Origin of the sequence: Blautia wexlerae (genome assembly GCF_013300825.1) — a bacterium.
Taxonomy (GTDB): domain Bacteria; phylum Bacillota; class Clostridia; order Lachnospirales; family Lachnospiraceae; genus Blautia_A; species Blautia_A wexlerae_B.
Genome location: NZ_JAAIMY010000004.1, coordinates 98,136 through 110,362 on the forward strand (window position 1 = coordinate 98,136; position 12,227 = coordinate 110,362).

Annotated in this window: 12 protein-coding genes; 1 reads left to right on the top strand and 11 read right to left on the bottom strand. The window is 41.4% G+C overall.

Annotated elements, in window-relative coordinates; translation table 11 throughout:
* On the bottom strand, window positions 1–1,326 hold the full coding sequence (der, locus tag G4417_RS03775) for a ribosome biogenesis GTPase Der (RefSeq protein ID WP_173682675.1): 1,326 nt from the start codon (window positions 1,324–1,326) through the stop codon (window positions 1–3).
* On the bottom strand, window positions 1,289–2,671 hold the full coding sequence (locus G4417_RS03780; protein WP_173682676.1) for a DUF512 domain-containing protein: 1,383 nt from the start codon (window positions 2,669–2,671) through the stop codon (window positions 1,289–1,291). Before G4417_RS03780 ends, der begins: the two co-directional genes overlap by 38 nt.
* A gap of 343 nt (window positions 2,672–3,014) precedes the next feature.
* Between G4417_RS03780 and G4417_RS03785 the strand changes: the two genes are divergently transcribed.
* Window positions 3,015–4,184, top strand: a complete 1,170-nt coding sequence (locus G4417_RS03785) for a ribose-phosphate pyrophosphokinase (protein WP_173682677.1) — start codon at window positions 3,015–3,017, stop codon at window positions 4,182–4,184.
* A gap of 125 nt (window positions 4,185–4,309) precedes the next feature.
* On the opposite strand, the gene pgeF is transcribed toward G4417_RS03785, so the two are convergent.
* From pgeF to G4417_RS03830, 9 genes are all read right to left on the bottom strand, one after another.
* Complete coding sequence (pgeF, locus tag G4417_RS03790) at window positions 4,310–5,161, bottom strand: peptidoglycan editing factor PgeF (RefSeq protein ID WP_173682678.1); 852 nt, start codon at window positions 5,159–5,161, stop codon at window positions 4,310–4,312.
* Between the two features lie 60 nt (window positions 5,162–5,221).
* A complete protein-coding gene (locus G4417_RS03795; protein ID WP_173682679.1) occupies window positions 5,222–5,587 on the bottom strand; it encodes a YraN family protein in 366 nt (121 codons plus the stop codon).
* 94 nt (window positions 5,588–5,681) lie between these two features.
* Entirely contained in the window at window positions 5,682–6,437 is a 756-nt protein-coding gene (locus tag G4417_RS03800; protein WP_173682680.1) for a ribonuclease HII, read from the bottom strand.
* Window positions 6,434–7,279, bottom strand: a complete 846-nt coding sequence (gene ylqF / locus G4417_RS03805; RefSeq protein WP_173682681.1) for a ribosome biogenesis GTPase YlqF — start codon at window positions 7,277–7,279, stop codon at window positions 6,434–6,436. Before ylqF ends, G4417_RS03800 begins: the two co-directional genes overlap by 4 nt.
* A gap of 6 nt (window positions 7,280–7,285) precedes the next feature.
* The gene (lepB, locus tag G4417_RS03810) at window positions 7,286–7,891 is read right to left on the bottom strand and encodes a signal peptidase I (protein WP_173682682.1); all 606 of its coding nucleotides are present in this window, start codon (window positions 7,889–7,891) and stop codon (window positions 7,286–7,288) included.
* A gap of 73 nt (window positions 7,892–7,964) precedes the next feature.
* Window positions 7,965–8,312 carry a 50S ribosomal protein L19 gene (gene rplS, locus G4417_RS03815; RefSeq protein ID WP_008703911.1) on the bottom strand — a complete coding sequence of 116 codons (348 nt, stop codon included), beginning with the start codon at window positions 8,310–8,312 and terminating at the stop codon, window positions 7,965–7,967.
* 127 nt (window positions 8,313–8,439) lie between these two features.
* Window positions 8,440–9,315 (bottom strand): methionyl aminopeptidase, encoded by an 876-nt coding sequence (locus G4417_RS03820; RefSeq protein ID WP_173682683.1) that lies wholly within the window; start codon window positions 9,313–9,315, stop codon window positions 8,440–8,442.
* Between the two features lie 207 nt (window positions 9,316–9,522).
* A complete protein-coding gene (locus G4417_RS03825) occupies window positions 9,523–10,455 on the bottom strand; it encodes an OmpA family protein (protein WP_173682684.1) in 933 nt (310 codons plus the stop codon).
* A 15-nt stretch (window positions 10,456–10,470) separates the two neighbouring features.
* Entirely contained in the window at window positions 10,471–12,111 is a 1,641-nt protein-coding gene (locus G4417_RS03830; protein WP_173682685.1) for a MotA/TolQ/ExbB proton channel family protein, read from the bottom strand.
* Between the last annotated feature and the right edge of the window lie 116 nt (window positions 12,112–12,227).

Genomic DNA, 12,227 nt, shown 5'->3' on the forward strand with positions numbered 1-12,227 from the left:
TTATTCCTTCTCACCTCGTTCACGAATAATGAATTTCAGTGATGTTCCTGCAAATCCGAACGCATCCCTGATCTTATTCTCCAGATATCTGGTGTAAGAGAAATGCATCAGTTCTTTGTCATTAACAAAGATAACAAATGTCGGAGGTTTTACAGCTACCTGGGTCATATAATAGATTTTCAGACGTTTTCCTTTGTCAGACGGAGGCTGCTGCATTGCCACTGCCTCAGAAAGGATTTCATTCAGAACACCTGTCTGGATACGCAATGTCTGGTTTTCGATAACCGCATCAATCGTTTCAAACATTCTGGAAATTCTGAGTCCTGTTTTTGCAGAAATAAATACCAGCTCTGCATACGGCATATAGGCCAGAACCTCGCGGATTCTGTTTGTATGTTTGTAAATGGTCTTATCATTTTTCTCAATGGCATCCCATTTATTCACCGCAATGATAACACCTTTTCCCCTTTCATGGGCAATACCTGCGATTTTGGCATCCTGCTCTGTAACGCCCTCAGATGCATCGATCATTACAATCACGACATCTGCACGCTCTACAGCAGTTACTGTACGAATCACGCTGTATCTCTCAATCTCTTCCTTTACTTTACCCTTACGGCGAAGTCCGGCGGTATCGATAAAGATATAATCCTTACCTTGCCACTTTACCCGGGTGTCTACAGCATCTCTTGTAGTTCCGGCAATGTCGGAAACAATTACACGATCTTCTCCCAGAAGCTTATTTACCAGCGAAGATTTTCCTACGTTTGGCTTACCAACGATGGCAATTCTCGGGATTTCATCATCTTCTTCTGTAATTGCGTCTGCAGGAAAATGCTTTGCAACCTCATCCAGCATATCACCCAGTCCCATACGGTTTGCTGCAGAGATCGGAATGGGTTCTCCAATACCAAGGTTGTAGAACTCATAAACATCCATCATAAATTTCTGGATACTGTCTACCTTATTCACAACAAGGACAACCGGCTTACCACTGCGTCGGAGCATATCTGCCACCTTCGCATCGGAATCCACCAGTCCCTGATGAACATCTGTAATAAAGATGATGACATCTGCCGTATCAATGGCAATCTGAGCCTGTTCTCTCATCTGGGAAAGGATGATGTCGCTGCTGTCCGGTTCAATACCGCCTGTATCGATCATGGTAAATGTTTTATCCAGCCATGTCACATCTGCATAAATTCTGTCTCTTGTAACGCCGGGTGTATCTTTTACAATAGAAATCTTCTCACCTGCCAGCGCATTAAACAATGTGGATTTACCTACATTAGGTCTGCCCACTATCGCTACTACCGGTTTGCTCATATATCTGTCTCCTTCTTATCTTTTTATGGTCTGGTGCTTCAATCAGACAGTTTACCAGGTCAGAACCCGGTTCATCTACTACTACGACTTCTGTCTTAAGAGCCTGTCTGACATCTTCCACCGTCAGGTCATCCAGAAAAACATCTTCGCCGCTTCTGAGCATATTGCATGGGATCAGTACTTTTTCCCCCAGTTCTCTCTGCGCAAGCTGATCCATAAGATCAGTAGCTGTGATCAGACCGGAAACTGTGATCTTCTCTCCAAAGAAATTATTCTTTACCGCATATACCTCAGCATGGACATTCGGAAATTTCTCCTGTACCAGTTTTATCATTTTACCTATATAAGGCGCTGCCAGCCGTCCTGTTGCAACCGTGGCATTTACCTCTCTGTCATCGCCCTCAAGCTGCCCAAGTCTCTCTTTTACCTCTGTTTCAAGCAGACGCATCATACCAACACCGTTCTCCAACTGAAGGTATCCGTCATATCTGCCCTCCTCAGGAAGTTCATATCCTGCAAGAATGTACCATTCATCCGAAGCGTGTACAAAATGAATACCATGCTTCCTGATCATAATCTTCTGCCACCGCTCTACCTGACTGATCAGATATCTTGCATCCTCCTTATCAAAAGATTCCAGTGGATACAAACCTTTTCGATACTTGGAAAGACCTACAGGTACAATTGAAACGCTCTGCAGTACAGGCGCATATTCCGACAGCTTTTCCAGACTGTATTCCAGTTCATCTCTGTCATTAATCCCTTTGCAGAGTACAATCTGCCCATTCATGGTTACATCGCCTCTATAGAGCCTGTCTACTTTTGCAAGTGCATCTCCGGCAAAACGATTATGGAGCATTTTGCAGCGAAGTTTTGGGTTCATAGTCTGAAATGATACATTGATAGGCGAAAGGTGAAACTTGATAATACGATCCAGATCATAGTCGCTCATATTGGTAAGGGTAACATAGTTCCCCTGCAGAAATGACAGTCTGGAATCGTCATCTTTAAAATATAAAGTTTCTCTCATACCGGGCGGCATCTGGTCGATAAAGCAGAAAATACAGTGATTGGAACAGGAGCGATATTCATCCATAAGACTGTTCTCAAACTCCACACCAAGGTCATCTTCATATTCTTTCTCTACTTCCAGTTCCCATTCCTCGCCATTCTTCTTCCGGATAAGGAGCGTAACAAATTCGTCATTCATCAGATAACGATAATCAAACACATCCTCTACCGGCTGACCGTTAATGGAAAGCAGCGCATCTCCCGGTTCCAGTTCCAGTTCCTCTCCGATACTGCCCGAAAGAATCCTGGATATTATGTGTAAATTTTTTTTCATGAATTTTACTCCATTGGAATGTAACCGGAAATTGTGTGTGGGATAAACTTTTCCGGTACATTTTGTTTCTCGATCATTCAGATCCGGTGATTTATTGAATAAATCACTGTTTTAGCAAAGAGTCTTACTGCGCAGGCACAATAACCCTCTGCCTTTTATTCCTGATATCATATAGCAGTAATTCCGGACAAAATGTGCTTATGCCCGAAATCCACTATCTTTTATATCATAACAATTATAAAAGAAAAAATCAATAAATTCCTTGACGTATTTTAGGGCAAATGTTATATATTATATTGAAATCTATTTTTTGAGTATAAAATCACTACTTAGGAGGAGTATTATGCCAAACATAGAATTGTTGGAAAAATCCATGCCGGTTGCACCTATCCGTATTGCAGCTCTTGGATGCAGAGAACTTGCTGAAGAAGTTGACAGAAAACTTGTTAAATTCCGTAAAGAACTGGTTGAGCGCAAACAGCTTAGTGTTGTTCCGCAGGGATACAGCGAAGAATCATTTATTGTAGAATGCGAATGCCCACGTTTCGGAACCGGTGAAGGTAAAGGTTATATTAAGGAATCTGTCCGTGGCGCTGACCTTTATATTATGGTTGATGTGACCAATTACAGCGAAACTTATACTGTATGCGGACATGAGAATCATATGTCTCCTGACAACCATTTCCAGGATCTTAAACGAATCATTTCCGCTGCAACAGGTAAAGCACACCGTATCAATGTAATTATGCCGTTCCTTTATGAAGGCCGTCAGCACAGACGTACCAAAAGAGAGTCTCTGGACTGTGCCCTGGCATTGAAGGAATTAAGCGATATGGGAGTTTCCAATATCATTACCTTTGATGCCCATGATCCACGTGTCCAGAATTCCATTCCACTGAATGGTTTTGATAACTTTTTCCCAACTTATCAGTTCCTGAAAGCTCTGATCAAGAGCGTACCGGATCTTCGTGTTGACAATGACCATCTGATGATCATCAGCCCTGATGAAGGCGCCATGTCAAGAGCTGTTTATTTCTCCAACATTCTTGGAGTAGATATGGGTATGTTCTACAAACGTCGTGATTACTCTACGATTGTCAACGGAAAGAATCCTATTGTTGCACATGAATTCCTCGGAGATTCCGTAGAGGGTAAGGATGTTGTAGTTATCGATGATATGATCTCCTCCGGCGGAAGTATGCTGGATGTTGCCAAGCAGTTAAAGGAACGCAACGCAAAGAGAGTATTTGTATGCACTACTTACGGACTGTTCACAGATGGTCTGGATAAATTCGATGAATATTATGAGAAAGGCTGGTTAGACAGAGTGATTACAACCAACCTGAACTATCGTGTTCCGGAGCTTCTGGAAAGACCATACTATGTGGAAGCAAATATGAGTAAATATCTTGCAAGTATTATTGATATCATCAATCATGATGTTTCTGTTGAAAAGGTTCGTTCCAGTAACGAAAAGATTATGTCTCTTATGGAAAAAGTAAATTCCAGATAGCTTTTCCGACAGATAAATATAACAAAAGGGAGCTGTTAACCAGCTCCTTTTTTGCGTATTGTACAGGTAATCTGCAATTCAGGATTACTCACTTATAACTGTTGTGCTTTCTGACAATTCAGACTTTATGAACGTATGCCAAGAAAGGCTCCGAGATTTCCTCTTTTTCCATGGGAAGCTCTGTGTGAAAAGAGAAACTCCGGGTTACAGCAGGTACAGAGATTTGGCATGGAAATATTCTCTTCCGGGATTCCTGCTTCCAGAAAAATAATCTTGTTTGCCATCCACAGATTCAACTGATACTTCCCGTTTTCTTTTCTGTAAAACAGCCTGTTCCGGTATTTCTCATCAAAAACCTTTTCAAATTCTTCAATCACATCTTCGCTGACTTCATAACAATCCTGACAGATGGACGGTCCGATTGCCACTTTCAGATCTTTTGGATCACTTCCGTACTCTTCAGACATCTTTTCTATGGTAACTGCACCTATTTTCTGAACCGTACCTCTCCATCCCGAATGAGACAGTCCGATCGCGTGATTCACCGGATCCGCAAAATACAGCGGTACACAATCTGCATAAAAGGTTGCAAGAACCAGCCCCGGAACATTTGTTATCATTCCATCTGTGTCTGTATAATCACGTGGAACCACAATTCCCTTTCCGCGGTCCTTCTCTGTTACTTTCCTCACATTGTTGGTATGAGTCTGATCGGATGTAACGATGTTGTTCATATCAAATCCCATAGCATCAGAAATCCTTCTGTAATTTTCTTTTACACAGGATTCTTCATCACCTCTTGTAAAACTCAGGTTCATAGAAGTGTAGATTCCTCTGCTCACTCCGCCAAGGCGGGTGCTGAATCCATGAACAAGCCAGTTCATCTCTTCATATGCGGGATATGTGAGAAATGTAACATCTTTATTGTTTTTTACATTCATCTTTGGAATCTGTTCATTGTGCCATTTTATATTCATAGTTCATTAATCCCCTCCTGTTGTATGGAAGATTATTCATCGAAGCAGCTTCTGCAATTATTAGAGGATTGTAATATATTCAAACGCATTCTTAACCCAGTGTATTTTATCCCCGTCAATTCCTGCCACATCGAAACGGCATGGAATATCCACATTATGATATTCCACTGTAAGAAAATACTTTGCCACCTTACATATGGTTTTCTGTTTGGCAGGGTTTACCGCAGCCAGTGAATAGCCGGAACTATTGTCTTTTCTGTATTTTACCTCAACAAAAACAAGATATTCTCCATCTCTGGCAATCAGGTCGATTTCTCCAAATCTGCATCTGTAATTATATCTCAGAATAAATAATCCCTGCTGCTTCAGATAATCAGCAGCTTTTCTTTCGTAACAGCTTCCGGTAGCCCGGGTATTTTTATGCAAATTCTTCTATCCATTTCTTTTTATATGTAGGCATCTTTTGTTGTTACTGCGTATCGCCCAGTATACTGAGGAATAGTAATCTTTTTGTTACTGTTTATATAAAATGTGTGATAAAAGTCTTTCTGTGGATCGGAGTTTCGCCGTATTTTTTCAGTGCCGCAATATGATCGGCGGAACCATATCCCTTATTTGACACAAAACCATATTCAGGAAATACTTTATCATACTCATCCATCATTCTGTCCCTTGTCACTTTTGCAACAATACTTGCCGCTGCAATGGAAACACTTTTTGCATCTCCTTTAATAATGGGAACCTGCGGAATGGTGATCTGAGGAATCGTAACTGCATCATTGAGAAGAAGCTGAGGGATTACTTCCAGTTTACTTACCGCCTCCCGCATTGCCTCATAAGTAGCCTGAAGGATATTGATCTCATCAATACGCTCCGGGCTGCGCATACCAATTCCTACTGAAACTGCTTCCTTCATGATTACATCATACAGTTCTTCTCTTCTGGAAGCACTGAGTTTCTTGGAATCATTCAGATAAAGGATCCGACTGTCCTGCGGCAGGATTACCGCACATGCCACAACCGGACCTGCAAGGGGACCTCTTCCCACTTCATCAATTCCGCATAAATAACCAAGATGTTCATATTTATGCTCATATACCTTCATATTTTCAATACGCTGCTTTTCCGCTTCCAGAGCTGCTTCCTTTTTGTGACACTGTGCGATCAGCTTTTGCACACCACTTCTGGTATCTTCTTTATAAATTTCATATAAAGCCGGGTAACTGCTCATATCTGCTGCAGCAAACTCGGCTTTAACCTCGGCTATTGTTTTCATAATGGTGCCCACTCCAATGTGATCCGCCCCATTTTTCCGGAACGGAAATCATCAAACAGTATCAGCGAAGCTTTGGCATAGTCCAGCTCCTCCTGCTTTTTCAGACACCCTCTGGCTCTGGCAATCTCTTCCAGAACTTCTACAGAAGTTCCCTCTTCTGTAATCTGATATCTCTCTGCCAGAATTCCTTTATAATTTTCGCGCAGATAATCGATCAGCCAGAGTGCCAGTTCCTCCATATTCAGAATATCGTCCTTGATAGAACCTACACATGCCAGACGGATTCCCACCTGCTGATCTTCAAATTTCGGCCACAAAATACCAGGAGTATCCAAAAGTTCTACCCCTTTATTCAGACGGATCCACTGTTTTCCTTTTGTAACTCCCGGCTTGTTTCCGGTCTTTGCACAGGCCCGTCCTGCAAAGGTATTGATAAATGTGGATTTTCCCACATTTGGAATTCCCACAACCATGGCACGGATCGGACGATTTTTGATACCACGGCGTCTGTCTCTTTCTATCTTTTCCTTGCATGCTTCCTGAATCACATTATTGATTGCTTTCATTCCGGAACCATTTCTGGAATCTACTTTTACAACATAAAATCCCTTTGCCTGAAAATAAGTTTTCCAGGCTTCGTTCTGGCGTTCGTCAGCCAGATCTGATTTATTAAGAAGAATCAGTCTGGATTTATTTTTTCCCAGTTCATCGATATCCGGGTTTCTGCTTGAAAGAGGTACGCGGGCATCCACAAGTTCAATGATCAGATCGATCAGCTTAATGTCCTCCTGCATCTGTCTCTTTGCCTTGGTCATATGACCAGGGTACCACTGTACGTTCATATACACCTAACCTTTCAAAAATCCAAATTTATCTTTGGGGGAAATGACAAACCATACCTTTCCCACAATATATTTCTTACTGATATTTCCGATATCACCATACCGGCTGTCCTCGCTGTTATTTCTGTTATCACCAAGTACAAAATACTGACCACTTTCCAGAGACACTCCGTCGGATGCCAGTCCGGCATTGCTGATCTCGGGAAAATTCTTATTTTCATTGTATACTTCTCCGTTGATCAGTATTGCACCGTTGGATATCTGCACAGTTTCACCGGGCAGACCGATCACACGTCCGATGTGCAGAGCTGCATCATCACTTCCGCTGGTTTTATATACGATAACATCTCCTCTTTCCGGGGAGGATATTTTATAAACAGCCCGATTCACAAAGAAACGTTCTCCGACCTGCAATGTTGGTTCCATGGCACTCTCCTGTACAGTCACTGACTGAAACAATGCGATTCCTGCTAATATACCGAAAATAAGTACTACCGCTATCTGAAATATCCAGTTAAGGATTCCCCGGACTTTTTTATCTTCAAGTTTTGTTTCCAGTATATCTTTTGTTTCCTGTAGTGCCGGGTTCTCTTTCCATTTTCTGATATTCATCCAAATCTCCTGACAGATGGAAAAAGAGGGACAATACACAAGTTATTGTCCCTTCTTCTGCTAATTCATGAAATTATTTAACAAGTTCTTTAACTTTAGCTGCTTTACCTACACGATCTCTTAAGTAGTTCAGTTTTGCACGACGTACTTTACCACGACGAATAACTTCTACTTTAACTACATGTGGGGAATGAAGTGGCCATGTTTTTTCAACGCCTACTCCGTTAGAGCTCTTTCTTACAGTAAATGTAGCTCTGTTGCTTCCGCCCTGTTTCTTGAGAACTGTTCCTTCAAAAACCTGAACACGTTCACGGTTTCCCTCTTTGATCAGTGCGTGTACTCTTACAGTATCACCTGTGTTGAATGCCGGTACTTCAGCTTTTAACTGAGCTGCTTCGATGTTTTTGATAATTTCGTTCATTTCATTTTCTCCTATTCTTATATGGATGTTCTTAATACATATTCCGTAACAGAGGACCATCTTTTTTCACAACAGTTGTGATTATACTATATTGCCTGGTGTATTGCAATACTTTTTGTAAATTTTTTTACCAGCAAATCACTTCACAGCCTGTTTCCGTAACCAGAACCGTCACTTCCCACTGAGCTGAAGGAAGCCCATCTTCTGTGCGCACTGTCCACTCGTCGATCTCATCCGTATAGATTTCATCGCTTCCCATATTTACCATTGGTTCTATGGTAAACATCATGCCGGGAACCATGAGAACACCTGTATTTTCTTCGGAAACAAAACTTACCCATGGATCTTCATGGAATTCAATTCCCACACCATGTCCGCCTATTTCTCTGACTACGGAGTATCCGTTCTCTACAGCATGCTTATGTACTGCACTTCCCATATTTCCAATCGGAGTCCAGGGTTTTACCTGGGAAATACCGATTTCAACACATTCCTTTGTGACTTTGACAAGCTTCTCCTTCTCAGGGCTTACTTTGCCGATACAGAACATTCTGGATGAATCTGAGTAATAGCCGTTATAGATTGTAGATACATCTACATTGATAATATCTCCCTCTTTCAGGATCTGTTCTTCATTCGGGATTCCATGGCATACTACTTCATCCACAGAGGTGCACACACTTTTGGGAAATCCTTCGTAATTTAATGGTGCCGGGATTCCTCCATGCCGTACAGTCTCTTCATGTACCCATCTGTCAATCTCTTCCGTAGATACACCTGGTTTAATATGCTCTTCCACATAATCAAGGACTGCAATATTGATTTTACAGCTTTCTTTAATTTTTTCAATCTGTTCAGGGGTTTTGATCAGATTGTGATCGATCACTGCATATCCTTTCTGTTTCATTATTTCCATTTTTTCATCAAATGCTTCATGGCATTTCTTATATTTTTTTCCGCTTCCACACCAGCATGGATCGTTTCTTCCGATTTTCAAAGACATGATAAATTCCTCTTTCTCTTTTCTTATGTAGGGTACTGTGCATCATTACCATTGAAGGAAACTGCGTACTGTTTTATCATACCACATTTTCTCTCGGAAATGTGAACTGTTATTGGTAAAATTACTCGTTATCTTTCGTGAATTATAAAAAAATATCTGCAGCAAAACATTTTTCAAACACACTTCGGAATTGAAAAATCCGGCAGTTTAATTGCTGCCGGATTTTTCAGAATCAGAAGTCTTATCTGTATTCATAATCTGATTAAGCTCATTTATCATTTCATCATCTTTCAGACGAAACTTCACTTCTACTCGTCTGGATGCATCCTTATTTACATTCCCATCGGAATCCAGAACCGGATTAGCTGAACCGTGTCCATTTACGGTCAGATAATTCTGAAGTTCTGAAATCTCATCAGAACTCAGGAAGTTCTCACGGATTTCTGTCAGATACTGTGCAACTGCAAGAGAACGTTTCTGAGAAAGCTCCAGATTGTAATCGTAATCTCCGTCTGTGTCTGTATAACCGTCAATGATGATCTCAGCCAGATACTTCTTATAATCCTTCTGAAGAAGCACCTTACAGTAAATCGGAAGGATGTCTGCAAGTTCCTGTTTGCCCTCATCTGTCAGTTCTGACTTATCATAGTCAAATAATACATTTGCATTGAGGGTAAGGGCACCTGTCTGAGCATCGATATCAACACTTACATTATTTTTGGAAAACTCTTTCTGCAATGCTTCGATAACATCTGCCTTGACACCGATGATATTATCAATTTTCTTTTGCTGTGTGGCAAGAAGAGATGTTTTTTCATCAAGGCTGGCCTGTTGTTCCTTTAACTGTGCTGCCAGTTCTGCAAGAAGCTTTTTCTGCTTGTCAAGCTGTTCATCCTGGGAACTCAGCTTGCTGTTTTTCTCGTCCAGCTCACTCTGCTGTGCCAGAATTTCCGCTGTATACTGCTCCTGAAGAGCTATCTTGTCATCTCTCTCCTTAATACTCTCATTATAACTTTTCTGAGCCTGAAAAAGAGTCACACACATAATCAGTATAAAAAGGAGCAGCACACCGGCCATCATATCAGAATAAGACCGCCAGACATTAAATCCGCCCTCTTCTGATTTCTTTCTTTTGCGCATATTTCTCTCCTTTTCTTATTTGAATAAGCTGAATTTACCTTTCTGGTTTTTGGAAATATTCTTCATATTTTTGTTCATCTCCTCCAGAAGTGCTTCCTGACGCTCGCTCTGTTCCTCCAGAAGTTTGCGTACTTCCTCCACAGATTCTTTCTGTGCCGCACTCTGAGCTGATTTTCCGCCCGAGAGATAAATATTGTTGTCTTCTTTCTGAACAGAAATATCTGCAAAGAGTTTGCGTACCTCTTCCATTGTCTCGTAAGTCATCTTCTGATAAGATACAAAGTCTTTCATCTTTACATCCAACTGTTCTACCAGTTTACGGTTAGCCTCAAGCACATCTTTTCCTGCCTGATTTGCAGCCGAAACCTTTTCCATTCCCTGCGCGGCAGCTTCCACATATTTCTGCATTGTCTGATTGCAGGCAACCCAGAATTTAGCGGAAGATTTCTCTGATTCATGCAGATAATCCGCAATACGCTGATAATCCTGCTGCTGAAGCTTCTGGATTTCCTGATTATCCTGTGTGATCCTTGTTGCCGTAGACATATAACGCCCCTGAACCTGTCCAAGTTCATTTACAAGATCTTTCATAGTCTCACTCTGTTTTGCATAAGAGGTATTCAACTGATTGCTCATCGTCTGATAAAGCCTTGTTGTATAGTCGATATTCTCTTTCTGTGCGTCCTTCAGTTGTGCAAGTGCCTCGTTAAAATCTTTGAACTGCATTTTGAAGGATCCGTTCATTTCACGCAGAAAAGTGCGCAGAATATCCTGCACCACATCCTCCTGACATTTTGTTACAGATTCTGTCAGGATATCCAGAGATTCTGTCATCTTCTGGAATGTAGGATTGATTGCCTTTTCAAAACTCTCTGCCATCTGGGAAGTAAGCTGTTCTGCCATCTGTTTCATTGCCTTCGTCTGAACTTTCTGGCTTGCAAGCATCAGGTTTCTTGATTCACTTTCGGCTGTCGGAAGTACATAAAGATGAAATCTTTCCAGAAACTCCTGAAGTTTTGCATCCATTCCGGAATAGACACTCTTCATCCCGGAACTGTAAATCAGTGCAAATGCAATTCCGTAGATAGAAGTAAGAAATGCTACTTTGATACCGTCTACCAGGGCAGAGACAGAGGTGGTCATTGTCTCGTAGCTGGATGGCTCAAAGCTCTTAAGTCCCCATACCAGACCAATAAAGGTGCCAAGAATACCAAGGCTGGTAAAAATATCCGGTGCCATCTCCAGAACCTTCTTATGTACATGAAGATCAATCTCATCCTCATTTATGTAATCTTCAACATCCCCGATTCCTTCCTGATTTTTCTCCATGGCATCTACAAAGCTGTCCATTCTGTCGTCCAGATATTTATGCTCAAACATTCCTTTCAGACAGGAAAGATCTTCACTTTTGGCTTTCCCGGGTATTTTAAAAATGCTGGTAAGCTCCTGCGTTCCTCTTGTCAGAGCCTCACCGATACCATCAATCCGGAACATACCTCCAAACAATCCCACCAGATAGATTACCGCCATAACAGCAAGAAATGCAAAGTTATAAATCATTGTGCCGGATGAACCGTTTCCGGTCAGCAGTGTCATGGCAATACATCCGCCAAGCACTGCCAGAAAAAGAACTGTATTCATAATTTTTTTGCCCATAATACACCTCCTGTACAGACAATTTTCTTTTTGTATATCATATCACAACGCTATATCTGCCACAAGTGAAAATACAATGAAAAATAAAACCCAAAAAAATCCGACAGAAAATCGGT